This window comes from Bremerella sp. JC817 (assembly GCF_040718835.1).
In the GTDB taxonomy this organism is placed as follows: Bacteria; Planctomycetota; Planctomycetia; order Pirellulales; family Pirellulaceae; genus Bremerella.
Map to the genome: position 1 here is coordinate 476,750 of NZ_JBFEFG010000267.1, position 26,712 is coordinate 503,461.

A 26,712-nucleotide genomic window follows, 5' to 3' on the forward strand; every position below is an offset into this window, starting at 1 on the left:
CGAAGAGCCGATAAAGAGAACGGGGCGATTCCACGCTCTTAACCAGACAGCCGCCAAGACCGTGCAAGGACGCAATGGGCCATGGAGATCCAAACCACCCGCTTCGGCAAGCTCAACATTCACGATGACGAAGTGATCGTGTTCTCGGCTGGATTGATCGGATTCGACAATCACACCAAATGGGCCATTCTGGCGGACGAACGGAACGAATCGGTGGGCTGGCTCCAGTCGCTGGAAGACCCCAGCCTGGCGTTCGCAGTAGTTAGCCCGCGTCGCTATATTCCGTCTTACAAGGTGCGAATCAGCCCTGAGCAGGCGACTTCTTTGAAGATTGACGCCGGAATGGAGACCTTTGTGCTGGTGATCGTCAGCCGCGAAGAGGACTTCGTGACCGTGAACCTGCGTGCTCCATTGCTGATCAATCTTTCCCTTCAATTGGGGCGTCAGGTCATTACGACCGACGAACAGCCTCTGCGGCATGTCATTGCGACTGAAACAATCCCTCTGCGTCGCAGTGCTTGAACATCCGGACTTGCCGTCAGAACAGTATCCGCGGATCGAAAACTGAATCCGTCTCTCTAGGTGTCCGATACTCAACACGTCGAGTCATAGCAATGCACTGCTATCATTGCTGGCGAGCGACTGCTCAAGACAGTCATTCGGGGCTGGACGGAATCTTAAAAGCACCAAATGCCCTATACCCTGATTGAAATAAAAGTAGGAAGGAGCCAGAGATGCTGGTACTCTCGAGGCACCGTGACGAAAGCATCATGATCGGCGACAACATTGTCATCACGATTGTGGACATTCGTGGAGACAAGGTTCGCTTGGGCATTGCCGCCCCTCAAGACATTCCGGTCCATCGACAGGAAGTCTATGAAGCGATCAAACGCGAAAACATGCAGGCCTCTGGCATGCAGCCGGAAGACACGGCCATGATGAAGAAGGGTCGCAAATAGTCGCGATCCGTTGCACGGAGGTCGAACTTCCTGAATTCTGCCAGGCGGCCTCCTGGTATCATCCCGCCAAACTCGGTTCCTACGGCATTATCCCACCTAGCGCCATTGGCGTTTTCGGCAATCCGCAAGCCGATCGAAGCCAGGAACCGTAAAGTTTGCGATCGGCTTCGATCCGCTACATCTGCGGATAATCCGCATGATTTGCGATATTCTTTGAAACGAGATTCTCTCGGATAAACACGGCGTTTTCTTGCTGAACGCACGCGAGAAAACAGCTTGAAAAGCTGCTTCCTTACCTCTAATCCCATCGATCAAATGCGCTTTATCGATGTGCGGTCGTGCGGACTGTACGCACCGTGATGAATAGACAAGGCAAACAACTTCGGCGAAGTGATACCCCCATGAAAAAGCAATGCTTTATCTCAAGGTAGTGTCAAAGTGTGACGATCTTCCCATTTAGATGTTTAGGATTCCTCGCACAAGCTGCGCTGACCACGTAGCTAGCTCGGTTCTTAAGCATTAAGCGGGGCAGGCCTAGATACGGCTACGAACTTCGTACGACCCAAAGCGTGGCCAAACTCGAGATTGACAATCGTTCGTTCCCAAAATTTCGGGGCTGCGTTTTGCAGCCGCACCAGCTGAGTCACGACTCCCCGTCTCGGTTGGAACCAAACGTAGTCCTCAACTAGGAGGGGTGTCTCACAATGACCCGAATCAATACTAACGTCAGCTCACTTGTTGCCCAGAATACCTTGGCGCGGTCGAATAACGACTTGCAAACCGCACTGGGTCGACTGAGCACCGGTCTGCGGATTAACCGCGGTAAAGACGATCCAGCAGGTTTGATCGCCAGTGAAGCTCTGCGAAGCGACATCATCAGTGTGGAAAAGGCGATCACGAACAGTGAACGTGCCAACCAGCTGATTGCTACCGCCGACAGCGCTTTGGGCCAGGTCAGCCAGCTGTTGAACGACATCCGTGGTTTGACTTCAGAAGCCGCAAATACGGGTGCTCTGAGCGAAGACCAGATCGCAGCTAACCAGTTGCAGATCGACTCGTCGCTGGAAGCCATCGACCGTATCGCTCAAATCACTTCGTTCCAGGGCAAGCGTCTGCTGGACGGCAACCTGGACTTCATCACCGACAACGTCGACAACTCGGCGATTGAAGGTCTGCGAATCGATCAAGCCAACTTTGGTTCGTTTAGCGCGATCGGCGTCGAGGTCAACGTCGTCAAGCAAGCGACCCGTGGTCAGCTCAACTACAACTTCGGTGCCATCGCTGAAGATCTCGTGCTGCAAATCGGCGGCGGCAACGGTACGGAAGCATTCAACTTCGCCAAGGGTTCGACCATCGAAGAAGTCGCTTCGGCCGTCAACCTGGTCTCGGACGCCACCGGTGTGGAAGCTGTTGTCGAAACCGCTGCTACCAAGGGTACCATCGTTGCTTCGAGCTTCGGCGAGAACAACGACGTCCTGCTTACCGCTAACGACGCTGGCTTCGATGCTGGCGACGTCCGCGTGAAGTACGTCAAGGGCACCAGCTCGACCACCAGTGCAACCTACACCGAAGCTGTCGGTGACGATCCTGCCAAGATCGAAGTTGCTCTGGGTGTTCGTGACTACGAAGCCGCAACCGTTACCGTCGACGACGCCGGTACGGACAACGACTTCACCATCACGGCCAACATCAAGGGTGCTGACTTCAACGGCATCCAGGTTATCTTCGCGAACGACGGTGCCGCTGGTGCGGAAACGGTCGACTTCGACGAAGACGCTGGTACGCTGACGATCCACAAGGCAGCTACCTCGACCGCTGCTCAGCTGGTCACCGCCATCAACAACACTGCCGTCAACGATCAGGTCTCGGAACTGTTCACCGCAGCTCTGGTGGAAACGACTGGTGGTACGGGTGCTGGTGCGGTTGCCTCGGCTGGTGCTGCTGGCACGTTCGCGGGTGGTGTTGACGGTGGCGACGTGATCGCAACGGCCAACGACGTTGTCACGGCCATCAACAATGCCACGGGCAATAACAAAGTCACCGCTTCGCTCGAAGCTGGCAACAACGGCTACGGTGTCGTTTCGGAATTCAGCGACTTCGCCTACTCGGGTGTTGCTGAACAGAACAACCGTCTGCAGTTCCTGGCACCAAATGAAGCTCCAAATATTCGCTTCGTCTCGAACCCAGGCACCGGCCTGAGCATCGACACGACCACCGACCCACGCGTCGAAGGCCTGTCGTCGGCTACGCTGCAGAGCGACGATGCCAACGCATCGTTCACCGTTTCGGCCAAGCTGAAGGGTAGCGACTACGACGACTACACCATCTCGTTTGTCGACGATACCGACCTGGCTGGTGGCGGCGACGAGTACGTGGTCCTCGACAAAGAAAACAAGACCCTGAAGTTGTACATCAACGATGGTACTTCGACGGCTCAGGACGTTGTGGATGCACTCAACAACGACACCTACGCCAGCGATTACTTCGGTGCTAAAAACTTCGGTTCCAGCACCGGTGCCGGCGTGGTCACGATCGCCAACTTTGAAGCATCGGTCGATACGTCGGGCGGTGTTGTCTCGGAAGGCACTCTGATTGTCAATCTGGAAACGGACGAAAACGGTATCATCAAGACTACCGCTGACGACCTGATCGCCTTCTTTGATGATCCTAGCCAGTTTATCAGCGACTCGACCGAAGCGACGAACACGCTGAACTACCTGACCGATCGTGGCATCAGCGTTACCAACTCCGGTGGAAGCGATGGCTCGGGCGTCCTGGCTGTTTCGACCGAAGACATCACCTTCGGCACCAGCGGTACTCAGCTGGAAGACGCTCAGGCAGCTGGCACGACCTTCTCGGTCAATGGCCAGACCGCTCAGCTCACCTTCACCGCGATCAACGGTGGTGAAGAGTTCGACAATGTTAAGGTGCAATTCGTCGCCGATGGTACGGTCACCGCAGGTACGGATGAACGTGCCGAATACGATGCCGCCAACAAGACGCTGACCTTCTTCATCGATGAAGGTGCAACGACCGCTCAGAACATCGCCGACATCTTCAACTCGGCCGACCCCAACTACGACGCAGACATCGCCGGGTTGTTTACCGGTGCTATTGTCTCGGGTGGTGGTGGCGTGGTCACCGTTGACGATACGGCTACCCTGACCGGTGGTGTGGTCGACAACGGCAGCACCGACGGTGCCGCTCTGCAAGGCAACTCGGACCTGGAAAACACGGGCCTCACCTTCCGTGCGACCCGCTTCGGTTCGGACAGCTTTGTCAGCGTGAAGGCTCTCAGCGGTACGTTCAACCTGACCGACATCGATGGCAACGCCACCGATCGCTCGGAAGGCCAGGACGTCAATGTCCGTATCAACGGTATCCAGGCAATCGGCGATGGTCTGAAGGCCTCGATCAACACCTCGTCGCTCGACTTGAGCTTCTCGGTGAACTCGGAAGTCTCGGACAGCTCGACCTATAACTTCCAGATCTCTGGTGGTGGTGCGTTGTTCCAACTCGGTCCAGACGTGGTCAGCAACCAGCAGGCTCGCCTCGGTATTCAGAGCGTCAGCACGGCGACTCTGGGTGGCGTCAGCGGCCGCTTGTTCGAGCTGCGTTCCGGTGGTAACAAGAGCCTGACTGCCGACGTTGGTGGTGCCGCGAAGATCGTTGACGAAACGATCTCGGTCATCACGCAACTTCGCGGTCGACTGGGTGCCTTCCAGAAGACGACTCTGGAATCGAACATCTACACCTTGAATGACACGCTGGCCAATCTGACCGAAGCAGAAAGCTCGATTCGTGACGCGGACTTCGCCGCGGAATCGGCCAAGCTGACTCGCTCGCAGATTCTGGTCCAGTCGGGTACCTCGGTGTTGGGTATCGCCAACCAGAACCCGCAAAATGTTCTGAGTCTCCTCCGATAACGAGGACCTCGGGCTATAGTTTAAAAGTTGAAGACGCCCGGCCCCCAAAAGGCCGGGCGTTTTTACGTTCAGCCCCAAGCAGCCGACGATTTTACCTAACCGGAAAATTCCTCCAGTCGCTGTCGTTTCGTGGTCGATAACACGAATACGCGCGGACGCCCTGTGCAGTCCTATTGCGTGAGCTTCGGCTCACCCATCACAGTGAAGTTTCATGGTTGGCATTCAGGCAACAAACGGTCTCATTACCGGTATTCCGATTACGGAAACGGTGAAACAATTAATCGAGGTCGAAGCCCAACCGCGAGATCTGCTGGTTTCGCGAACCGAATTGATCAACGACGAAGCTAGCGCCATCGCGGAACTGACCGCTTCGGTTTTAAGCTTCCAGTTCACTGCGAAAAAATTTCAAGCTAGCTCTCTATTCAATACCACCAAGGCGACCAGTGCGAACACGACGTTCTTGTCGACCACGGTTACCGGTACCCCCAAAGCTGGCAACTACCAATTCACTCCGATTCGAACTGCCCAGTCGCAGCAGCTTTTAAGCTCCGGCGTCGCCTCGCTCACGCAAGCATTGACACCAGGCAAGTTCGAAATCAGTCACGGACCGAAACTTGACGACGGCCTTTCACTCGACGCCTTGAATGGCGGCCAAGGGGTTCAACGCGGCAAGGTTCGTATCACCGACCGCAGTGGTTCGAGCGCTGCGATCGATTTAAGCTATGCGCAAACGATCGACGACGTTTTGGATGCCATCAACAGCAACGACGACATCCAGGTCACCGCTTCGGTCGATGGCGACCGCATCAAGCTGACCGACACTTCGGGCCAGACAACATCAAACCTGATTGTCCAAGGCGTTGGCAGCGGAAGCACGGCGACGGATCTTGGCCTCGCCGGCATCAATACGGCCTCCGATTCGGCAACTGGCAACGACATCCTGCGTCTGCACACCAACACGCAGCTTTCGCAGCTCAACGATGGCAATGGCATCAGCAGCAATCGCAACGGCGCAGACCTGTCCGTCTCGCTGAAGGATGGCACAACGCTCGAAATCGATCTTGGCAGTGCGGCCGCTCCGGAAGATTTCGCCACCACCTCGCTGACCCCCAGTGATTCCCGGCTCAATTTCACTTCCGTTCAAAGCGGTAGCGAATATGACGGCGTGCAGATTATCTTTGAAGATAATGCCTCAGTTACCAAGGGCAACGAGAGCGTCGTCTTCGATGGTTCCGGCAAGACGCTGACCTTCCAGATCGAAGTCGGCAAGACGACGGCGTCCGACATTATCAGTGCCCTGGCAAACGATCCGACCGCCAGTCAATACTTCACCGCCAGTACGGTAAACAGCGGTACCGGCAGTGGCATCATCGATCCTGCCAAAGATGGCGTGACCACATCGGCCACCACTGCCAATGCTGCCGCGACGACGACCTCGGTCGATCCGAACGCCGCGATCACGCTGACCGCCGCGACTGCTGGCGGCGACTATGACGACGTGACGATCGTCTTCGTGGATGACGCTGGCGTGACGGCTGGTTCGGAAACGGTGGTCTACGACGACTCCGATCCAGGCAACAAGACGCTGACCATTCACATCGACGCCGGCAACAGCACCGGCACGAATGTGATCGACGCGATCAACAACGACCCAACGGTCAGTGCGCTGTTCTCGGCCTCGAATGGCTCTGGCAGCGACGGAAGCGGCCTGGTCGATGTCACCGACACCGGCGTCACCTCGGGCGGCGTGCTGCAGTCATCGGCAACGACTTCCAACGATTCGGCCAACGCCCAGGTCAACCTGACCGCCAAAGTGAAGGGCGCCGACTACGACGGCTATACCTTGAGTTACGTTGCCGACGGAGCCGTGACTCAGGGCAGCGAAGTCGTTGAGTTCGACCAGGAAGCCAAAACCATCACGGTCCGCATCGCGGAAGGTGCCACCACGGCTCAAGATGTCGTGGCTGCCTTGAATGGCAACACTTCGGTGGCTGCCTACTTCACCGCCGGCAAACCGGCCAGTGCCACCGGCGACCGGATCGTGAACGCGACCGCCACTGGCACGACGACAAAAGGGGCTGCTTCCGAAGAGTCGGAGCCGCAGACGTTGGGTGACTTGATCGACGCCATCAACGCCGCGGATCCTTCCAAGCTGCGGGCTCAACTAAGTGCCGATGGCGATCACATTGAGCTGCTCGATCTCAGTACCGACAACGGCGGCACCTTCTCGGTTAGTAGCATTAACGACAGCTCGACCGCCGAAGACCTTGGCCTGACCGGTTCGGCATCGGGAAGCACCATCACCAGCCGTCGCCTGCAAGCTGGCCTGAAGACAACGCTGCTCACCTCGCTGGGTGGCGGCAATGGCCTGGGAACGCTCGGCTCCATTTCGATCACCGACCGTAGCGGAGCTTCGGCCAGTGTCGATCTCTCAGGTGCGGAAACGGTGGAAGACATCCTGGAGCTGATCAATGGTTCCGGTCTCGCGGTCGAGGCATCGCTGAACCCGGCTGGCAACGGGATCTCGATCACCGATAACAGTGGTGCGTTCGCCAGTAACTTTGTCATCCAAAGTGCCGACGCAACGAATACGGCCGACCTGCTGGGGATCGAACACGATTCGTCGGAGCTGACAACGAACTCGGGCAGCCTACACCGTCAGTTCGTCAACGAGAACACGAAGCTCGACGACCTGAAGGGTGGCAGCGGCATCGAACGGGGCAAGTTCCTGGTGAAAAACAGCACCGGCAACACTCGTCTGTTCGACCTGACCAATACCGAGAACATTCAAACCATCGGCGACGTGATCGACCTGATCAACTCGGAACTGACGCTCAACGTTGAAGCTCGCATCAACGACAATGGCGACGGGATCGTGCTGATCGACAAGTCGACTGGTTCTGGCAAGCTGACGGTTACCGAAGGTGGTTCGACCAAGACCGCCGAAGGACTCGGCTTGCTGGGGACTGGCGTCGAGAAAGAGATCGACGGCGTCAATCGCTACGTTCTGGAAGGCTCGGAAGTCACGACCATTGAAATCGAGACGGGCGACACGCTGGAAGACTTGATCGATAAGATCAACGACGCCGACGTCGGCATTTCGGCTACCTCCTTGAATACCGGAAGTGGTGCGACTCCGTATCGCTTATCGCTGGTGAGTACCAAATCTGGTGAGAAAGGCCGTGTGATCCTCGATTCGAGCGATTCGCAGTTCTCGTTCGAGGAAATCGTCGAAGCCCAGGACGCACTGCTGCTGTTTGGTTCGACGAGCAATGCTTCGGCCGGTATTTTGACCTCTTCCAGCTCAAACCGCTTTACCGGCGTGTTGGACGGAGTGACGCTGACCGTTAACCAGGCCAGCACCACCGCGGTGAACGTGAACGTGGCGGTCTCGGACGAACCGCTAGTGAAGGCGGCTCAAGAATTCGTCGATCAATACAACGCCCTCCGTTCCAAGCTGGACGAGCACACGTTCTTCAACGAATCGGACAACAGCACCGGCGTGCTTTTCGGTTCGAATGAAGCGCTCCGTATCGATACCGAACTAGGCAACCTGATTACCTCCCGCTTCGCCGGTCTCGGTAAATTCCAGTCGCTAGAACAACTCGGCTTCGAGTTCAACGACACCGGCAAACTGAGTTTTAACTCGACGAAGCTGAAATCGGCGTTCGAGCAAGATCCTGACGCCGTCGAGAACTTCTTCCTGAAAGAAACGACTGGGTTTGCGAAGAAGGTCTTCGATCTGACTGAAACCTTCGCAGGTGCAGGGCGTTCGCTGCTGGTGAGTCGAGCCCAAACATTGCAAGCGCGAGCCGACGTCAACACCGATCGAATTAAGGCGATGACCGAGCGACTCGAACGTCGCTCGAAGCAATTGCTTGAGCAGTTCTATAACCTCGAAACCACGATTGGTAAGCTGCAAAGCAACTTAACTGCCATCAACGGCATCTCTTATATCTCGCCGGATGGAACGTAAAAACCGCACCCCAAGGTGATTGGCTGCACGTTCACGCATGAGTCGGTCGATAACAGGCGTAGACCCGCTAGTCTTTCATTGCCCAAGCCCAGAAATGACCATGAGCTTTCACAGCGAATCGACCGACGGCTATCTTGAAACCGAAGTCCTCACGGCAACTCCTCAAAAACTGCAACTAATGATGATCAACGGAGCGATCCGTTTCGCTTATCAAGCGCAGCAGTTGCACGAGCAGAAGGAACCGGAAGAGGCTTGGGATCGACTGACCCGTTGTCGCGAGATCATTGCTCAGATTCTCTGCAACATGAAGCCTGACGGCAGCGAACTGCTGCGAAGCGTGGCGGGCATCTATTTGTTCCTGTTCCAGGAACTGAGCGACTTGCATGCGGCCAACGACTATTCGCGTCTGGAAGGGGTTTTGCGTGTTCTGAACGAAGAACGCGAGACCTGGGAAGAGCTTTGCCGCATCATGCCTGACGCTCCAGAGCGTCCGAGCGAGGCCGAACGAGAAATAACCTCGTCCGATGCGGAAGAGATTATGAGCTCGCTCGATGTGAATGAAGAGGACACGCCAACGCGTTCACGAAGCTCTTATGGTTACGATTCTGGCTCCGATTACTACTCTGGTGGTGGTAGCGGTATTTCGTTCGACGCCTAAAAACGCCTGTTTCCCCAGGTTTGCCCCGGAAAAGGGGTGTTATTGGGGGGGAATCGCGGCGGTTCCCTGGTTGATGGAAAACGCTGATCCACGCAACAATGGATGGTTTCGCTTTCCAATTTCCACCCCAACCAGGGACTAAGAATCTTGGCCGAGAAACAACTGATCCGCGTCGGGCACAGCCCCGATCCGGACGACGCCTTCATGTTCTACGCAATGGCCTGCGACAAGATCGATACCGGCAAGTACCGGTTCGAGCATGAACTGGTCGATATCGAGACCCTCAATCGCCGTGCGTTCTCAGGCGAACTGGAACTGACCGCGATCAGCATCCATGCCTATGCTCACCTGCACGACAAGTACGCCATCTGCGCTTGTGGTGCCAGCATGGGGGACAACTATGGCCCCATGGTGATCGCCAAGCAGCAGTTCACTCAGGACGAACTGAAGACCAAGACGATCGCCGTTCCTGGCACGCTGACCTCGGCGTTCCTGGCCTTGCGGATGTACCTCGGCCAAGAGTTCGAGCACGTCGTCGTTCCTTTCGACGAAATCATCGACGTCACCGAAGCTGGCGAGTACCAAGGCAAGCAGATCGACGCCGGTCTGATCATCCACGAAGGTCAGTTGACCTACGAACGCCAAGACTGCCAGCTAATCGTCGACCTGGGCGTCTGGTGGCACGATCGTACCGATGGTCTGCCATTGCCGCTGGGTGCCAACGGTATCCGCAAGGATCTCGGTCCTGAAGTGATCAAAGATGTCACGCGTCTGCTGAAGGAAAGTATCGTTTACGGTCTGGAACATCGTCAGCCAGCCCTCGAATATGCTTTGCAGTTCGGTCGCGGTCTCGACAACCAGTTGGCCGACAAGTTTGTTGGCATGTACGTTAACGATTGGACGATCGACTTCGGCGACAAGGGGCGTGAATCGGTCACCCGCTTCCTGAAGGAAGGCTATGAACTGGGTGCTATTCCGGAATTGATCACGCCAGAGTTCGTCGACGGCTAAACCGCCCGTTAGAGCGGGACTGGCTTCCGAGCCAAATTGGTAATGAACGGTACTCCAATTGCATGGTAGGATTGGAGTACCGTCGTCCGCCGATTTTGTAAGGAAAGTCCCCGCAGCATGACAGCCTGGCAATCGCGACTTAGTGCGGAGATCGACCAGCTTGGCGATCATCTCATCGAGTTCCGCCGCAATCTTCATCGCAACCCTGAGGTCTCGGGCGAAGAGTTCCAGACCAGTCTGTTGCTCTATCAGGTTCTAGGTGACCTGGGTCTTTCGGTTCGCATGGGTCCTGATGGAAGGGGCGTCATTGCCGACCTCGATACATTCGACGGCGAAGGCACCACCGCCATTGCTCTACGAGCCGACATCGACGCCCTGCGAATCCACGACAGCAAGTCGGTCGATTACTGCAGTCAGGTCGATGGTGTGATGCACGCCTGCGGTCACGATGCCCACACAACGTTGGTGCTAGGTGCCGCTCAGGCACTGCAGGCCATGGCCAAGAAGAATGAGCTTCCCTGGCCAATTCGTACCCGCTTTATCTTTCAACCAGCCGAAGAAACCTGCGCCGGTGCCAAGGCCATGATCAAGGCAGGGGCACTGGAAGATGTATCGACAATCTTCGCCACGCACATGGAACCAGGCCTTCCGTTTGGCAAAGTTGGTTTTCGCAAGGGAGAACTCACGGCGAGTTGCGAAGAGATCCGCATTCGCATTCATGGTTCCAGCGGCCATGGTGCTCGGCCTTACGAAGCTAACGATCCAATCGCTGCTGCCGCGCAGCTTGTTAACACCATCTACCTGACGCTTCCGCGCGTGACCAACACGCACGAAGCAGTCGTCGTCAGTTTCGGCCAGATCCATGGCGGCTCGAGCCCCAATGTCATCCCGGAAACGGTCGAGCTGCAAGGTACGCTTCGCACCTTGCTTCCCCAGACCCGGGTCGAAACGATCAATCACATCCACCGCATCGCCGACGGCATCTCGATGGCGACACAAACCAAGATGGAAGTCAGCTTCGAACTCGGTACCGATGCGGTGCGGAACGACTCGAACGTAATCGATCTGCTGAAAGAGACCTGCGTCGAAATCACCGGCATGCCTGGCGTGCACGAAGTTCCGCGAGCCAGCATGGGTGGCGAAGACTTTGCGTTCTACCTGGATCACATCCCAGGGGCGATGCTCCGGCTCGGCTGTGCGACGCCGGGGTCGGGTACATGGCCGATGCTCCACAGCACGCGGTTCGACATCGACGAACGCGTGCTTCCCTTCGGAGCGAACCTATTGGCCCGTAGCGTGGTCGCTTGCTTCGAGCCAGGTTCCCGTTGGAGCCAACAACTGCTGCAGCCTCGAACGACTACTCATCCCGATTCGACCTAAGGCGAGGACGACCCCATGTCGAAAATCGAATTTCGCGCCAACCATTACCCCACACTCGGCGTCGAATTAGAACTGGGCGTGATCGATAGCCAGACCATGGAGCTTCGCTCGGCTGTGCAAAACATTCTGGCCGAGTTGCCGGAAGACCTTCGCACGCAGTACAAGCCCGAGCTGATGCAGTGCTGCCTGGAAATCAATACCGGCATCTGTCAGACCGTCGGCGAAGCAGAGGAAGACTTGTCCGCCAAGATCAAGCGGATCGAAGGCGTGATGGATAAGCTGGGCGTTCAACTTTGGTGGGCCGCCACGCATCCATTCTCGCGGTGGAAAGATCAAAACGTCACCGAGAACCAGCGTTACCTCGATCTGCTCGAGCTGCTGCAAGAGATGGCTCGCCGTCTGGTCACACAAGGCCTGCACGTTCATGTCGGGGTAGAGTCCGGCGACAAAGCAGTGATGCTGTGCGAACGCATTTTGCAGTACGTACCGCTGCTCCTTTCCCTTTCAGGCTCGAGTCCTTTTTGGGAAGGTCGCGACACGGGCCTCTCTTCGCACCGCAGCAAGATCATGGAAGGTTTGCCCACCGCTGGCATTCCGACCTTAATGCGAAACTGGAGCGAGTACGTCTGGATCGTGAACCACATGGTCGATACCGGATTCATCAACACGATTCGCGAGATCTGGTGGGATGTTCGCCCGCACCATAATTTCGGTACCGTTGAGATTCGCATCTGCGATATGCCTGGCAGCCTGGAAGACGTCATGGCGTTGACCGCCATGACCCAGTGCTTGATCGTGCATCTCTCGCGCGAGATCGACGAAGGGGCCTATCAATACGATTGCCATCCGATGATGGTCCGGCAGAACAAGTGGCGAGCAGCTCGGTTCGGCACGTCGGCCCGTCTGGTGAACTCGTACTCGTTTGAAGTCGAGACCGTTCCACAGATGACGCGGCGTCTGGTCGAAACGCTTTCGCCAATCGCCAAACGTTTGCAGTGCCTCGATCAACTTGAGCACTGCAACGTGATTGCGAATCGGCCGAGTTGGGCAGACCAGCAGCGAAAGCTTCTCCAAGAAACAGGATCAGCGGCCGAGATGGTCCGCATCCTTTCTGAAGGTGCTCGACTATCCAAGGCCGCTGGTTCCACAGAATCGACAGCAAATTAGTTCGCAGGAAACTAAGCGGTACCGGCTGGATTGAAGTAGGCAGGTTCCTTCCCGGCAATCCACTTGATGTTGCAGCCGATGCTTGGCATCTGTGGTTCTGGCACTGGTTCACCAGCGGCGACCGCCTGAACAGCCTTACGCAGATCGTCGCCGGTCACAGGCACGTCGTTGCCAGGACGGCTGGCGTCGAACTGACCGCGATAAGCCAGCTTCTGATCTTTATCGAAGACATAGAAGTCGGGCGTACAGGCAGCTTTGTAGGCCAGAGCAACGCTTTGATCTTCGTCGTACAGATAAGGGAACGTATAGCCACGGTTTTCAGCTTCGTGCACCATTTGTTCTGGCGAGTCGTCCGGATAGTTGGCGACGTCGTTCGAGCTGATGGCAACCACGGCAACGCCATTGGCCTGACACTCGCGGCCGAACTCGGCCAGGGCTGGTGCCAGATGTTTGACGAACGGGCAGTGATTGCACATGAAGATCACGACCAATGCCTTGGCGTCGGCAAAGTCGGAAAGCGAGACCGTCTTCGAGTCGACATTCAACAGCGAGAAGTCGGGGGCCTGCGTTCCCAAGGGAAGCATGGTGCTTGCGGTCTTAACCATCAGAAATTCTTCCTGGGGGTAGTGGGTGCGAAAAATCAGGTGTGCGTTATCGTTATTTTACCGGAGGGGGCTCGACTCTCAACCGAGGCCAATCAGGTTCCGCTGACTACGCCTCGGCGATTCCAAAAAGTTTCTTCGCGTTCGCCGTGGTTTGCTGAGCCATCTCGGTAGGATCGAGTCCTCGTTCATACGCCAGGCAACTTCCCGTATGCACCACTAACGCCGGTTCGTTGGGCCTTTGCTTGCGACAAGGCTCTGGGCTGAGATACGGGCAATCGGTTTCCACCAGCAAACGCTCGGCCGGAATGGTCTTGGCAACATCCCGCAGAACCTGGTTACTCTTGAAAGTGAGCATGCCTGCGAAACTGATATGCATGCCACAGTCGACACCTAGTTCCGCCAGCTTGGCATCGCCGGTGTAACTGTGCAGAATCCCGTTGAGCGGACCGTCCGCCTTCGAGGCTTCCAGCCAATCGACAATGTCTTGCTCGCACTCACGCATGTGAATGATCAGCGGCTTGCCATACTGCCGCGACTTTTTGACGTGCCAATCCAAGTATTCTTTTTGCAGATCGAACGGAGCGTAGTCCCAGTATCGATCGAGCCCGGTCTCGCCGATCGCCACCACCTTGGGATGCGACATCAGCTCTTCAACCTTTTCGCGATCGCCAGGCTGTGCCTCGGCACTGTGGTTGGGATGGATCCCGACCGAGGCATAGATCTGCGGATACTTCTCCGCCAGTTCGATACAGGTCCGGCTGTCTTCCAGCGTCGTCCCTACCGCCACGATCGTTTTGACATCGGCTTGGGCCGCACGATCGAGCACGTCGTCGATCTGCGAAAGAATCGCTTCTTCAAACAAATGGGCGTGGGTATCAAACCATTCCACAATAAGAACTCACTAAGACGTCTACAGAAACAGAACCGCTGCCGTTCATCGTAGCGTTCCGGCCGCTGTCGCAAAACGGCCCCAGGATAGAAGTCACCGCTACGATGCAGTGCGACTCGAAGAACTCTTCGTCACTTCGGCCAGGTTTTGCAGATGCCCTTTTGCCATGCCGATCGCCAAATTGACCAATCGCATCGCCGTGCTTTCGCGATCGAGCCAGGTCGCGATGTCTTCCAGCGAATGGAGTAAACGCTTCTCGAACCGTATTACTTCCCCCAAAACAAAATCGAGGGAGAGATCGTTCAGCGAGGTGTACTCCATCGGAAAGTCGCCCAGGGAAACGGGGCGATCGGCCGACTCGAGCACTTCCAACACGCGTTCGACCAGGTCGTGATGATCGGCGGCGATGTCGTCGATCACGTGGGCATTCGCTTCGCCCCCGAGCGCGACCCACGGCCGGGCATACGCCAGGTAGGTTGGCAACGAACGGTGATGTAGCGCGGCGACTCGGTTGAGTAGCTCCATCTGTTTCCAAGTTAACATTCGCGGCGACTCCTTTGATTCATCACGAAATCAAACCGCGAACAGCGGCCTGGATCCAGACATTCAGCGAATCCCAGCCGACAATCAACAGTAGCACCGGTGCCGTCACGCACCACAAGTATCCAAGCTGTAAGATCCCTGGCGAGCGATGCATCGGTGCGGTCTCTTCATCGACAGGATCGATGGTCATCACCTTTACGACTCGCAAGTAGTAGAACAAGCTGATCGCTGTGTTCACGCAGCCCACCGCCAACAAGATGGCAAGATAGGTTTCGCCGGTTGCCAGGTAACCGCGAGCGACCCCGGCGAAAACGGCAAACTTACCAACGAAGCCTGCCAACGGCGGCAATCCTACCAGGCTCACCAGCAAGATCGTCATGCAGATCGCGATTGATTGATTGCGATAGATCATTCCGGCATAGTCGCAGATCTCTTCGCTGCCGGTGCAGTCGCGGACATAAGCCACGACCGCAAACGCTCCGAGGTTCATCAGCAGATAGACAGCGATATACAGGGCGAGATAGCCAGCACACTCTCCGGCAGCGGCAACATCCTTGGATGCCAGCGCGAGAATCGGCGGCACGGCCATCATCATGTAACCAGCATGAGCGATCGTCGAATAGGCGAGCAGCCGTTTGATATTGGTTTGAGCGAAGGCAGCCAGGTTTCCCAAAGTGCACGTCACGGCAGCCATGATGGCAATGATCAGCCCAAGGAACGTTTGCACCGGCTGAAGCGACTTGGTCTCACTCGTGACTTCCGCGGCTTCTTCGACCGCCGGTTGCTTTTCATCCGCCACGTTGAACAGCGCCGCTTTCGTCTCGCCATGGGTATTGGCAGCCAAGGGAAGGGGAGCACTCTCGACACACCCCAGGCCAACCGCAACGCGAATCAATAACGCGAGGGCCGCCGCCTTCGATGCGACCGACAAAAAGGCACCCACTTCTGCCGTGGCCCCTTCAAAGACGTCAGGGCACCACTGATGAAACGGCACGGCCGACAGCTTGAAAGCCAGTCCGACGAGGATCATCAACGACGCCATCACCAGGATCGTGATCTCGGCTCCGGTCATCCCGGCGGCCGACATCTCGGAAAGCTTGATCGCCATCGTCGGAATATGGGCCGAGTTCAACACGCCACACAAAAGACTAATGCCATAGAGCATGACCCCAGCGGCGGCCGCCCCGTACACGGCATACTTCAGCGCGGCTTCCGATCCCTTGCGATCGACGCGGCGAATCGCGACCATCGCATACGATGGAACCGAAGCCATTTCAATCGCCAGGAACACCATCAGAACGTGGTTGGCCGAAACCATCAAACACATCCCCACGGTTGCCCCCAGGACAAGCGTGGTGAAGTCGGGACTGTCTTGCGAACGATGCGCCGACGTCAACTTCGTCAGCACAAAGAAGAGCAGCAGGAACACGATCATCAGCGTTTTGATCACTACGCCGAATCCATCGTAGACCAACATGCCGGTAAACAGTTCGACGCGGGGCAGATCGCCAATGGCAACCATCTGAGCTGGCTGCTGCGAGATATCCCAAGGAGCGAGCGGCGAAAGAACGACCAATGCCGCCAGGCTTCCCAGCAACGCGATCCAGGTCGAATCGATTCGCTCGGTGAAGCGGAACATCCGCGCGAGCAGAATCACCACGATCGTCGCGCACAGAACCAACTCTGCCCCAAAGCCAATCAGGCTGGTCAGTGTGTCGGTCGTCAGATGATTCACAAGGGTGAAAAACATGTTGGCAGATCGCGTGTCTACGGCTGGTTCGCGGCAACGTCTTGGTCGGCTTCGGCTTGCTGAGCCCGAAGTTGAGGCAACTTGACCTGTTCGGTCCACTCGGTCAAATCAGCCACTTGCTGATCGACGGTCTTATCCATGTAGCGGAACATGAGCGAAGGAAATACCCCCAGCACCACCGCCAATACGCACAAGGGAAGGGCGATGAGGGTCTCGCGCCATGTGATCTCCGTCAGGGCCTCGGGATGAGGGCCTTTGTATTCCGGGCCAAGGTAAACCCGTTGGATCGCCCACAAAATGTAAGCTGCCGTCAGGATCACCACCGCGGCAGAGATCACCGCCAGCGTTCCACTGAGCTTCCAAACCGAAAGCACCACGAACGCTTCGCCGATGAAACCACACAGCCCTGGTAAACCCAGACCAGCAAAGAACAGCAGCATAGCCATTGCCGTGTAAACCGGCATCTTGCCATACAGTCCGCCGAACTGATTCAAGTCGCGATGATGCACGCGATCGTAGATCACCCCCACCATGAAGAACATGCCCGCCGAGCTGATGCCATGGCCAATCATCTGGAAGAGGGCACCTTTGACCCCCATGCTCCAAGAGATCGGATCGAAGACGTTGCCTGCGGTCGCACTCCACACGCCGAGACCCAGCACGACGTAGCCCATATGGCTGACCGAGCTGTAGGCCACCATCCGCTTAAAGTCTTTCTGAGCCAACGCGGCGAAGGCTCCGTAGACCATGCTGATCACACCAACCGAACAGACTACCCACACCAGGTCGTAGCCAGCGTCGGGGCAAATCGGATAGCAGATTCGCACGATGCCATAGCCACCCATCTTCAGCAGTACACCAGCCAGGATCATCGAAATCGGCGTGGGGGCTTCGACGTGAGCATCAGGCAACCAGGTATGCAGCGGCACACTGGGCACCTTGATCGCAAAGCCAATGAACAGCAGCAGGAACGCCCACCACTGAATCGACTTGCCCCATAACAAAGCTTGATCGAAGACCTCCGAATGCTGCCCCAGTTGTTGGAGAGCCAGAATATTGAACGTGTGGACCGGATACTCGCTGGCGTCGATCTTCGTCTTGAAAGCTTCCGGCGAAAGACGCTCGCCTGCTTCGTCCCATGCGGCAACATGGGCGGCAGCCAACTGAGGCGCGGAAAGCTGTCGCAGGTCGCTATTAAAGTACAGCATCAGCAATGCGATCAGCATCAGCACACTGCCAAACAGCGTATACAAAAAGAACTTGATCGCCGCGTATTCCTTACGTGGCCCGCCCCAGACACCGATCAGGAAGTACATCGGCAGCAGCATCACTTCCCAGAAAATATAGAACAGGAAGAAGTCGAGCGACATGAAGACGCCCATCATCCCGGCCAGCAGCAGCAAATACAGCACGGAGTAGCTCTTCACATGCTTGTCGATCGTCCAGCTTGCTCCCATCGCCAGAAACGCGATCAGGGCAGTCAGCAGCAATAGCGGAAAACTGATGCCATCGATTCCCAGAAAGAACTGAATATCGAACGAGGGAATCCAGGCCACTTGGATGACGTCTTGAACGTTGGCGGTATCGGTCTGAAAGCTAAGTGAGTTCGTCCCAGGCAAGGCGATATACAGCGTTGGCAACAGAACCAGCAGCGTGACGGCAAGCGTGAACCAGCGCAGCAGCGACTTGTTCTCTGCAGGCAGGAACAACAGCGCGATCGCTCCCAAAACGGGAGTGAAGATCAGCGAAATCACGATTATAAATGCCACGTTATCCATGCGATCGCCTCGAAGGCATCCAGGTCGGCTCGCTATCGAGCCAGCGAATAAGTCCAAAAACTCAGCAGCACAAACAAGGCCACTGTACTCACCACAATCAACATCACATACTGCCGCAGGCCGCCTGTTTGCAGCCCTCGCATTCGGTCGCCCAGTCGCCAGGTTTGCAGCGAGCACCAGTTCACCAGGCCATCGATCCCACGGCGATCAAGCCACGTATCGGAAAGCCGAGCAATGCGAACCGTCAACCAGGCCAGGCAATCAAGGAAGGCGTCGATCACGCGGCGATCGAACATCGCGATACATGCCGCGATCGCCAACGTTCCCCTGACGAAAACTGCCTGATAGATCTCGTCGAAGAACCACTTTCCGACCAGCAATCGATAAATCGGGTTGAACGTTCGACGCACGTCTTCCGGGTCGAGCGACTTCCACAAGTAAAACACCGACGCCAACAGAATCCCGCCAATCGCCGCACCGAAGGCAATCAGCCCGACCGGACCTTTGACTTCTGGGGCATGGCCTTTGGATTCTTCCGGCATCGTCACGTTCAGATAGACGCCCGGCATGTCTTGCCAGATGCCTGCCGGTCGAGCCTCTTCCACCGACGAAGCCAACGTCGGCAAACCAACCCAACCATAAATGGGCCACGCCACCACAACCGCCAGGATCGCCAGCAACACCAGCGGCACCACCATCACGCGTGGCGATTCGTGGGCATGCTCGAACTTCTTCGCCGAGCGAGGCTCGCCCGCGAAAGTGAGGTACCACATGCGGAACATATAGAACGCCGTCAACGTCGCCCCGCCAGCCGCGGCTGCGAAGAACACATTTCCCCAACCCGGATTCATCATGCGGAACGCATAGATCTGCTCGAGGATCGCGTCTTTCGAGTAGTAACCACTCAAGCCGATGGGCAGACCAAAGATCGAAGGCAAACCAATCCCCGCAATCGCCAGACAACCGACCAGCATCGTATAGCCGGTCCAAGGCATCTTGCGAAGCAGCCCGCCCATCTGCGGCATCTCGTTGGTATGGACCGCGTGGATCACCGAGCCCGAGCAAAGAAACAGCAAACTCTTGAAGCAAGCGTGCGTAACCAAATGCATGACGCCTGCCGCCCAGCCACCAACACCCAGTGCCAACATCATGTAGCCAAGCTGACTGACCGTCGAATAGGCCAGCACACGCTTGATATCCGTTGCGACCATGGCGATCGTCGCGCCGAGGAACAGGGTGATACAGCCGACCACCGCGATCGTCAGCAGCACTTCTGGCAGGAAGATCGGATACGACCGGGCAACCAGGAACACGCCAGCCGCGACCATCGTTGCCGAGTGCACCAAAGCCGATACCGGCGTGGGACCTTCCATCGCATCCGGCAGCCAGACATGCAGTGGAAACTGGGCACTCTTGCCGACGCAGCCGCAGAAGATACCGATTCCGGCAATGATTAGCAGCGTGTAGCCATAGCGAGTCGTGTCCCCTTCGGTCGTTCCATCGCGCCAGGCAGGAATCGCCGCGGCCACCTCTTTGCTGAGTTGTTCCCGCGAAAGGGGTTCGCTGGCGGTCAGGGCCAGTTCTTCAATTCGTGACGCAGCCGATAACTGGACCATGCCATCGGGGACTTGAAGCTGATACGCGTTCTTCTCGCTGCGTACTTGCTGGAAGACGCCTGGCGAGTCGGCTGAGAGTTCGCCGTAGTTAAATGTCCCGAGGCTCGCCCACAAGGTCATCAAACCAATCAACATGCCAAAGTCGCCGACACGATTGACGATGAACGCTTTGTTGGCCGCGGTCGAGGCGGACTGGCGTTCGACGTAGAAGCCAATCAGGAACCACGAGCAGAGCCCGACCAGTTCCCAGAAGACAAACGTCATCAGGAAGTTGCCTGAGATCACCAGCCCCAGCATGCTGAAGCAGAACAAAGACAACGCCTGAAAGAAGCGAGCGAATCTTCCTGGCCGTTCGACCGAATCGCCGTTGGCCAGCAATGCTTCGTGATCGACGACGTCATGCAACTCGTCGTGCATGTAACCGGTCGAATAGAAGTGGATGCTGGTCGCGATGAACGTGACCAGGCAGAACATCACGATCGTCAGGGCATCGATGTAATAGTTGATCGTGACCTCGGCACCAGCAAACCGGGCCAGCGTGTAGCCTTCTCCGACCAGGACCGATGGCGATTTGTGCGGAATGCCATGGTGCTCGTCGGTCGCGTGCGTTTCGGCGGCGTGGGCATCTTCGTGCCCGGCGTCCTCTGTCTCGGCCACATGATGGACTGCACCCGGTGGATTGGCCGAGAACCAAACGGCTGCCGAGAAGAACGACAGCACGGTCGACGCCAGGATGGCAATCGTGGCCACCGCCGCGGCACCTTTGCCACGACGACCCAGCTGCACGGCGAACAATAAGATCACGCAGAACGAAACCAACGGTAGCAATACCGCGGCTGCCAGAAGGCTCGGAAGGTACGGGAGAAAGACTTCCATCAACCCTTCAGTTCGTTGGCGCGATCAACATCGATCGTGGCATGGTTATTGTAAAAGTTCAAAGCAATCGCCAAGGCCACCGCAGCTTCGGCGGCGGCAAGTACGATCACGAATAACGCGATCAGGTGACCATCGAGTCCGAGATTCTCGTCACGAAAATAAGGACTCGCAAATCCCACGAAGTTCAGGATCGCTCCGTTGAGGACCAGTTCGATCCCCATCAAGATCCCCAGGGCATTTCGCTTGGTAGCCATGCAAACGATGCCGGTCACAAACAGAAATGCTCCGACTGCCAGGTAATGCGAAAGTCCGATCGGTTCGCACAGAAAGCTCATCGTGTGGTTCCTCCTGCGTGATGCCGTTTGGCCCGAGCCAGGAAAGCGGCTCCGACCAGCACGACCAGCAAGTGAATGGAAACGATCTCGAACGGCAGCAGGTAACCAGCCAAACCTTTTTCGTCAGGCCGCGTTCCTTGATCGGCACGGACGCCAACCAGTGCCAACCCGATCTCGCCGGTTCGCTGAGGCATACCGTCGGTCGCCAAGGTTTCCAAGCGAGCCAGTTCGTCCCGTTGTGGCTGCGTAATCTCTTGGCCGTCGGCAAGCTGTTGCTCGAGTTTCTCGACATAGGTTGCCAGGTTCTTATCGGCCTTGGCCTGATAATCCGAGCTTTGCCACTGCGGGACGAGAAAAGCCAACTGCACCAGAATCGCCAACAGCGTTCCGCCCACCAGCAAACCGAGGATCCAGTCGCCCCCTTTGGTCTGCATGGTGATAAACGCTTTTTGCGCTGTCAGCATCACGCCAAAGATCAACAGCACGACGGTGCCGCCGACGTAGATCATCAACTGCATTGCCCCGACGAAGTATGCCCCGGCGAGAAACAGCAATCCACTGGCCGCTGCCAAACAAACGATCAGGGCGAAGGCCATCCGAACGATGTTATTGGTGGTGGCAACCAATACGGCAAAGCCACACGCGACCAGCGCCGTGACATAGAAAATGACGGTGTGCCAGTTGATCGAGGCTTCGGCAGCGGAGGCAAGCAGGCCGATCATTCGACGCCTCCTTCCTGGCTCGCAGCAACCTTCTGCTCGATCATTTCGATGCGACGATCAGCCCGACGATCGCCTTCATCCATCCACCCTTCTCGCACTAACGAGCGATCGTGGGCAGGAACCAGGTCGTTCAAAAACGGAACGCCCAAGGCAGTCCAGAACATCACGCCCAGCAGGCAAACCGCGGCGATCGGCACGCAGTACTTCAAGCACATGGTGATCACCTGGTCGACTCGCAAACGAGGAAATGTCCAGCGAATCCACATCATCGCGATCACGCCGACCGATGCTTTGATCAGAATGTTCAACACGCCAGCCATGTTGGCGAAGGTTGAAAACCACCAGCAGTTGCCGAAGTAGTTCGGGTACGCATCCATCATGCTGCTGAAGACCGGTATCGGTCCGTTCCATCCGCCAAAGAACAAAATCGCGGCGAGGATCGAAACCAGAATCATCGAGCCATATTCGGCCATGAAGAACAAACTCCACCGCATGCCGGAATACTCGGTCAGGAAGCCAGCGACCAGTTCGCTTTCCGCTTCCGCCAAGTCGAACGGAGCGCGATTCACACTAGCCACGGCACAAGTGAAGTAGACCCAGAAGACCACAAAGATGAACGGATCGTGGAAGATCAACCAGTTGGTGAACCAGCCACGCTGCTGATCGCCAATCGCCACCAGATCCATCGTGCCGCAAATCATCAGCGGAACAACAACACAAATCCCCAGGGGGACTTCGTAACTGACGACCTGGGCTGCTTGTCGCATCGCTCCGAAGAGCGACCACTTCGATCCCGATGAATAGCCTGCCAGGATAACGCCGAATACTTCCAGCCCGAGCACTGCGACCAAAAAGAACAGACCGATATTCAAAGGCAACGCGACCCAACCCGATGCAAAGGGGAGGGCCATGAACGCGGCGAAACTGGCAGCAAACGAAACGTACGGAGCGATCCGAAAGAGAATTGGATCGGCATCTTTGGGCATCAGATCTTCTTTGGAAAGAAGCTTGATCCCGTCGGCCAGCGACTGCAGCCAACCGAAGGCGCCGCCAGTTCGGGTTGGCCCCAGGCGGTCTTGGATTCGCCCAGAGACCTTTCGTTCGGCCCAGATGAAAACGAACGCACCCAGCGCGATCACATTGACCAGCAGAAAGGCTTGGACGAACGCAGCCAAGGTGTACCCCAGGAAATCCCATCCTGAGGGAAGCCAGCCTGCGAAGTACTCACCCACGTGTGCGCGTCCCTTGTGCGTAGAAAATACCGAAAAAACACCCTGTTTTTCCGGCCCTTATAATACTTGCCCACGCCCGCGGCGTGAACTACTCGAAAGCCAATCTTGCCGGTTTCAAACCGGTAATCCAAACCGACTTAGCGGTCGATCTCTCCCATCACAATATCGAGCGAACCCACGATCGCCGGAATGTCGGCAATCAGGCAGTTTCGGCAAAGCTCTTCGACGACCGACAAGTTGCTGAAACAACTGCTGCGGGCCCGAGCTCGACGCGGAATCGGATCACCCCCGTCGGCCACCACGTAGAAACCCATCTGCCCGCGAGGCGCTTCCGTCTCTAAATAAGCTTCACCGGCAGGCAACTTGGTGTTCAACTTGATGGGCGTTCCCCAATCGCCGGATGCTTTTTCGTAGAAGTCCATGGCCTGGCGGATCAACTTGATCGCCTGAATGACTTCCAACATGCGAACATAAAACCGGTGCCAACAGTCGCCGAGAATCGCTTCATCCGGGACGGCTGGGTAGACCTGATCTTTGGGATAGCTCCCATTCTTCTGGACGATGACCTCGAAGTCGTAACCTTCGTACATCGCCCTGTAGCGAGGATCGCCGTCGCGACGCAAATCGTGATCGATACCGGAGCCGCGAATCACAGGACCGCTACAGCCATAGGCGATGGCCATCTCTGCGGGCATCAAACCAATGCCTGCGGTTCGCTTGATGAAGATCGCGTTGGTCGTAAGCAACGTGTGATAGTCTGGAATCTGCGGCTCGAACTGATCGAGAAAGGCCCGACACTTGCCAATCCAATCGGACGGAAGGTCGGCCGTCACACCGCCAGGGGTGATATAGCTGTAAGTAAGCCGGGCCCCGCACACCCATTCGAGCAGATCGAGGATCTTCTCGCGTTCGCGGAAGGCATACAGAAACGGACTAAACGTTCCCAGGTCGAGACCGTACGTTCCCATGCCAACCAGGTGACTGGCGATCCGGTTCAGTTCGGAAATCATGACGCGGGTATGCCGAACCTTGTCAGGCAGGTCGTAGTTCAGCAGCTTCTCAACCGCGAGCGCCCAACCGAGGTTCATGTTCATCCCGGCCAGGTAGTCCATTCGATCGGTATAGGGAATGAACTGCCGCGGCGTCAGATTCTCGCCGATCTTCTCGGCACAGCGATGCAAATAGCCAATATGCGGAACCGCTTCAGAAACGACCTCGCCATCGGTCCGCAGCACCAGACGCAGCACACCATGGGTGCTCGGATGCTGCGGTCCCATGTTGACCAGCATCTCGTCGGTGCGAACGTCGAGTTCGACAATCTCTGTGGGGTTCGAGTTGCTCATTCGGGGTTGGCTTTCTGTACCTAGCGGCCTCGGATGCCGTGGTACTCGAGCGGCATGACATAGTCTTTTCGCAGCGGATGCCCGACCCAATCTTCCGGGCACAAAATGCGTCGCAGATTCGGATGGCCGACGAAATAAACGCCTGACAAGTCGTACACTTCACGTTCGTGCCAATCGGCCGCAATCCATACGGAGGAAACCGATGCCAGCTCAGGGATCTCTCCTTCGACGCCATCTTTCCATCGCGGGAGCATCACCTTCAAAACGCCGCTGGTTTTACGCTGAACGCTGGTCAGGTGATAAACGACTTCCAGGTGTGGCTGCCACGGAGCTTTGGCTGCCTTCTTCGGGTCGGTCTCGCAGTAATCGACCACGCAGATCGAGTTCAGGCAATCGAACGCAATCGACGGCTCGTCCTTCAAATAGCGACAAACCTCGACCAGGCCTTCTGGCGCAACCTCGATCCACGGATCGATGCTCTCAAGAGAGGCTCCTGCGATCTTGTCGCCAAAACGCTCGCGCAATTTCTGTAGCAGCGACTCGTCGATCACCATGACTGAACGTTTTCTTTCGGAGGTTGAATTACGGAGTGGATGTGGTCTGAGGGGATCGCTGCCAGGAACTGGACGCGTCGGCTTGCTGCTTGGAATGACCCGCAGTGGATCGAACCCAGTCGAGGTCGCCTCGCTTCCAGACATACGCGAAACCGACCATCAGCACGGCGAAGAACAACATCATGTCCGCCACGCAGGTCCAGACCAGCTTCGAGGCCGCAGCCTTAACTTCGTTCCCTTTTGCTTCCGGATCGGAAGCTGCCAACAGGTTCTGTTCGTCGACGGGCAAACCGAGTTCGGTCACCAGGCCTTCGAACCCAGGCCCGATCATCCGCTGGCCGTCGTCCATCTGCACGATCGCAGGCACTTCTGGACTGGCCAATTGGGTCGACTTTCCGAAGACGACCGCCCACGGAAAGAAGAACGCCACTTCGACGTCGAAGATAATGAACAGCAGGGCGACAACATAAAATCGCAAGTCGAACTGCACGAAACTGGAGCCAATGGTTGGCTCGCCACATTCGTAAATCTCGAGCTTCTCTTCGTGCGGGTCCTTCGGTCGCAGAAAGCTACCTAGAAGAAGGTTCGCCAACACGAAGCCAAACCCGACTGCCGTGAACAGCAGTAAATAGGCGACGATCGTGGTTGGAAAACTCATAGGTCCGCAAGCTCAAGCAAAACATGTCCGTCAAAATCAGCATCATCGGTCGAGCCCTCATTTAAGAGGTCTACCGCCAACCATGCAACGGGCCTTCCATTACCCTTCGGGGCTGGCAGGGCCACCATGAACCGGGCTGATCACCGCTTTCGATTCAGCGACCGCCGTTGGGTTGAGCGTGGCCCGGCCCCAAGCGACATCGATTGGCAGTCGCGAATAATCGACCAGAGCTCCATCTCGACTGTAGGAACTCAGGTCGAGCGTGCCCCCCATAAAGATGCAGTCGACCGGGCAAGGCTCGACACACAAAGCACAGAACATGCACTTGGTGTAATCAATGGTGAAATGGGTGAGCTGAAAACCCTTGCCGTTCTCGACACGTTGCTTGCCTATATAAATACAGTCAACCGGGCACGCTTTCGCGCACTGGTCGCAGGCAATGCAGGTCGTGACATCGAAGCGATGAAACCCACGATAGCGGGGAGCCACCTGGGCCGGGAGCTCAGGATATTCGAAATGCTCAGTAAACGTCTTGCGATTCGGATCGTAGGTCGACTTCCAAACCTTAAGCGTCACCCAAAGCCCCTGGGCCACCGTAACTACGGCTCGAATCAGGTTTTTCCACCACTCAACCATGGCCACCTTCCGTGCGGAACGATGCTCTCCGCTGGGGACCGAACGTCGCATGCGGTCCCCTTAAAGCAGTATGAAAATCCATTAACGGCAATTTGGCT

General features: G+C 56.7%; 21 protein-coding genes. 8 read left to right on the top strand and 13 right to left on the bottom strand.

Features of this window, described 5'->3' with window-relative positions:
* Positions 1-81: 81 nt before the first annotated feature.
* From fliW to AB1L30_RS10685, 8 genes are all read left to right on the top strand, one after another.
* Positions 82-522: a flagellar assembly protein FliW gene (gene fliW, locus AB1L30_RS10650; RefSeq protein WP_345091497.1), complete on the top strand. Its 441-nt coding sequence runs from the start codon at positions 82-84 to the stop codon at positions 520-522.
* 212 nt (positions 523-734) lie between these two features.
* Positions 735-959, top strand: a complete 225-nt coding sequence (gene csrA / locus AB1L30_RS10655) for a carbon storage regulator CsrA (protein WP_105354695.1) — start codon at positions 735-737, stop codon at positions 957-959.
* Positions 960-1,663: 704 nt separating this feature from the next.
* On the top strand, positions 1,664-4,885 hold the full coding sequence (locus tag AB1L30_RS10660; RefSeq protein ID WP_367013396.1) for a flagellin: 3,222 nt from the start codon (positions 1,664-1,666) through the stop codon (positions 4,883-4,885).
* Positions 4,886-5,096: 211 nt separating this feature from the next.
* Positions 5,097-8,861, top strand: a complete 3,765-nt coding sequence (gene fliD, locus AB1L30_RS10665; protein ID WP_367013397.1) for a flagellar filament capping protein FliD — start codon at positions 5,097-5,099, stop codon at positions 8,859-8,861.
* Between the two features lie 100 nt (positions 8,862-8,961).
* A complete protein-coding gene (locus AB1L30_RS10670; RefSeq protein WP_367013398.1) occupies positions 8,962-9,519 on the top strand; it encodes a flagellar export chaperone FliS in 558 nt (185 codons plus the stop codon).
* Between the two features lie 147 nt (positions 9,520-9,666).
* Positions 9,667-10,530, top strand: coding sequence for an MqnA/MqnD/SBP family protein (locus AB1L30_RS10675; protein WP_345091481.1), 864 nt, complete (start codon positions 9,667-9,669; stop codon positions 10,528-10,530).
* 117 nt (positions 10,531-10,647) lie between these two features.
* A complete protein-coding gene (locus AB1L30_RS10680; RefSeq protein ID WP_367013399.1) occupies positions 10,648-11,910 on the top strand; it encodes an amidohydrolase in 1,263 nt (420 codons plus the stop codon).
* Between the two features lie 15 nt (positions 11,911-11,925).
* Positions 11,926-13,077, top strand: a complete 1,152-nt coding sequence (locus tag AB1L30_RS10685; protein ID WP_367013400.1) for a YbdK family carboxylate-amine ligase — start codon at positions 11,926-11,928, stop codon at positions 13,075-13,077.
* An 11-nt stretch (positions 13,078-13,088) separates the two neighbouring features.
* Here the strand turns inward: AB1L30_RS10685 and AB1L30_RS10690 are convergent, their stop codons facing one another.
* The 13 genes from AB1L30_RS10690 to AB1L30_RS10750 all read right to left on the bottom strand — a co-directional run bounded on the left by AB1L30_RS10690 (position 13,089) and on the right by AB1L30_RS10750 (position 26,665).
* Positions 13,089-13,682, bottom strand: a complete 594-nt coding sequence (locus AB1L30_RS10690; RefSeq protein WP_367013401.1) for a thioredoxin family protein — start codon at positions 13,680-13,682, stop codon at positions 13,089-13,091.
* Between the two features lie 106 nt (positions 13,683-13,788).
* Positions 13,789-14,571: a TatD family hydrolase gene (locus AB1L30_RS10695; RefSeq protein WP_367013402.1), complete on the bottom strand. Its 783-nt coding sequence runs from the start codon at positions 14,569-14,571 to the stop codon at positions 13,789-13,791.
* Between the two features lie 99 nt (positions 14,572-14,670).
* The gene (locus AB1L30_RS10700) at positions 14,671-15,114 is read right to left on the bottom strand and encodes a hypothetical protein (RefSeq protein WP_367013403.1); all 444 of its coding nucleotides are present in this window, start codon (positions 15,112-15,114) and stop codon (positions 14,671-14,673) included.
* A 22-nt stretch (positions 15,115-15,136) separates the two neighbouring features.
* On the bottom strand, positions 15,137-16,864 hold the full coding sequence (locus AB1L30_RS10705; RefSeq protein WP_367013405.1) for an NADH-quinone oxidoreductase subunit N: 1,728 nt from the start codon (positions 16,862-16,864) through the stop codon (positions 15,137-15,139).
* Positions 16,865-16,881: 17 nt separating this feature from the next.
* Positions 16,882-18,642 (bottom strand): NADH-quinone oxidoreductase subunit M, encoded by a 1,761-nt coding sequence (locus tag AB1L30_RS10710; protein WP_367013406.1) that lies wholly within the window; start codon positions 18,640-18,642, stop codon positions 16,882-16,884.
* A 32-nt stretch (positions 18,643-18,674) separates the two neighbouring features.
* Positions 18,675-21,134 (bottom strand): NADH-quinone oxidoreductase subunit L, encoded by a 2,460-nt coding sequence (nuoL, locus tag AB1L30_RS10715; protein WP_367013407.1) that lies wholly within the window; start codon positions 21,132-21,134, stop codon positions 18,675-18,677.
* Positions 21,134-21,469, bottom strand: a complete 336-nt coding sequence (gene nuoK / locus AB1L30_RS10720) for an NADH-quinone oxidoreductase subunit NuoK (protein ID WP_367013408.1) — start codon at positions 21,467-21,469, stop codon at positions 21,134-21,136. Before nuoK ends, nuoL begins: the two co-directional genes overlap by 1 nt.
* On the bottom strand, positions 21,466-22,191 hold the full coding sequence (locus AB1L30_RS10725) for an NADH-quinone oxidoreductase subunit J (RefSeq protein ID WP_367013409.1): 726 nt from the start codon (positions 22,189-22,191) through the stop codon (positions 21,466-21,468). The genes nuoK and AB1L30_RS10725 overlap by 4 nt, the downstream gene beginning before the upstream one ends.
* Positions 22,188-23,423, bottom strand: a complete 1,236-nt coding sequence (nuoH, locus tag AB1L30_RS10730; protein ID WP_367013410.1) for an NADH-quinone oxidoreductase subunit NuoH — start codon at positions 23,421-23,423, stop codon at positions 22,188-22,190. The genes AB1L30_RS10725 and nuoH overlap by 4 nt, the downstream gene beginning before the upstream one ends.
* 137 nt (positions 23,424-23,560) lie before the next feature.
* A complete protein-coding gene (locus tag AB1L30_RS10735) occupies positions 23,561-24,766 on the bottom strand; it encodes an NADH-quinone oxidoreductase subunit D (protein WP_367013411.1) in 1,206 nt (401 codons plus the stop codon).
* A gap of 20 nt (positions 24,767-24,786) precedes the next feature.
* Positions 24,787-25,320 (bottom strand): NADH-quinone oxidoreductase subunit C, encoded by a 534-nt coding sequence (locus AB1L30_RS10740; protein ID WP_367013412.1) that lies wholly within the window; start codon positions 25,318-25,320, stop codon positions 24,787-24,789.
* Positions 25,321-25,348: 28 nt separating this feature from the next.
* A complete protein-coding gene (locus AB1L30_RS10745) occupies positions 25,349-25,978 on the bottom strand; it encodes an NADH-quinone oxidoreductase subunit A (RefSeq protein ID WP_367013413.1) in 630 nt (209 codons plus the stop codon).
* Positions 25,979-26,077: 99 nt separating this feature from the next.
* Positions 26,078-26,665: an NADH-quinone oxidoreductase subunit I gene (locus AB1L30_RS10750; protein ID WP_367013414.1), complete on the bottom strand. Its 588-nt coding sequence runs from the start codon at positions 26,663-26,665 to the stop codon at positions 26,078-26,080.
* Positions 26,666-26,712: the final 47 nt, after the last annotated feature.

What these genes read in the sequence shown, in the direction of transcription:
- fliD (WP_367013397.1), top strand. Translation starts at nt 5,097, where the DNA reads ATGGTTGGCATTCAGGCAACAAACGGTCTCATTACCGGTATTCCGATT.
- AB1L30_RS10680 (WP_367013399.1), top strand. Translation starts at nt 10,648, where the DNA reads ATGACAGCCTGGCAATCGCGACTTAGTGCGGAGATCGACCAGCTTGGC.
- AB1L30_RS10670 (WP_367013398.1), top strand. Translation starts at nt 8,962, where the DNA reads ATGAGCTTTCACAGCGAATCGACCGACGGCTATCTTGAAACCGAAGTC.
- AB1L30_RS10700 (WP_367013403.1), bottom strand. Translation starts at nt 15,114, where the DNA reads ATGTTAACTTGGAAACAGATGGAGCTACTCAACCGAGTCGCCGCGCTA.
- nuoK (WP_367013408.1), bottom strand. Translation starts at nt 21,469, where the DNA reads ATGAGCTTTCTGTGCGAACCGATCGGACTTTCGCATTACCTGGCAGTC.
- AB1L30_RS10745 (WP_367013413.1), bottom strand. Translation starts at nt 25,978, where the DNA reads ATGAGTTTTCCAACCACGATCGTCGCCTATTTACTGCTGTTCACGGCA.
- AB1L30_RS10750 (WP_367013414.1), bottom strand. Translation starts at nt 26,665, where the DNA reads ATGCGACGTTCGGTCCCCAGCGGAGAGCATCGTTCCGCACGGAAGGTG.
- AB1L30_RS10690 (WP_367013401.1), bottom strand. Translation starts at nt 13,682, where the DNA reads ATGGTTAAGACCGCAAGCACCATGCTTCCCTTGGGAACGCAGGCCCCC.
- AB1L30_RS10725 (WP_367013409.1), bottom strand. Translation starts at nt 22,191, where the DNA reads ATGATCGGCCTGCTTGCCTCCGCTGCCGAAGCCTCGATCAACTGGCAC.
- csrA (WP_105354695.1), top strand. Translation starts at nt 735, where the DNA reads ATGCTGGTACTCTCGAGGCACCGTGACGAAAGCATCATGATCGGCGAC.
- AB1L30_RS10660 (WP_367013396.1), top strand. Translation starts at nt 1,664, where the DNA reads ATGACCCGAATCAATACTAACGTCAGCTCACTTGTTGCCCAGAATACC.
- nuoL (WP_367013407.1), bottom strand. Translation starts at nt 21,134, where the DNA reads ATGGAAGTCTTTCTCCCGTACCTTCCGAGCCTTCTGGCAGCCGCGGTA.
- AB1L30_RS10710 (WP_367013406.1), bottom strand. Translation starts at nt 18,642, where the DNA reads ATGGATAACGTGGCATTTATAATCGTGATTTCGCTGATCTTCACTCCC.
- AB1L30_RS10735 (WP_367013411.1), bottom strand. Translation starts at nt 24,766, where the DNA reads ATGAGCAACTCGAACCCCACAGAGATTGTCGAACTCGACGTTCGCACC.
- fliW (WP_345091497.1), top strand. Translation starts at nt 82, where the DNA reads ATGGAGATCCAAACCACCCGCTTCGGCAAGCTCAACATTCACGATGAC.
- AB1L30_RS10705 (WP_367013405.1), bottom strand. Translation starts at nt 16,864, where the DNA reads ATGTTTTTCACCCTTGTGAATCATCTGACGACCGACACACTGACCAGC.
- AB1L30_RS10740 (WP_367013412.1), bottom strand. Translation starts at nt 25,320, where the DNA reads ATGGTGATCGACGAGTCGCTGCTACAGAAATTGCGCGAGCGTTTTGGC.
- AB1L30_RS10685 (WP_367013400.1), top strand. Translation starts at nt 11,926, where the DNA reads ATGTCGAAAATCGAATTTCGCGCCAACCATTACCCCACACTCGGCGTC.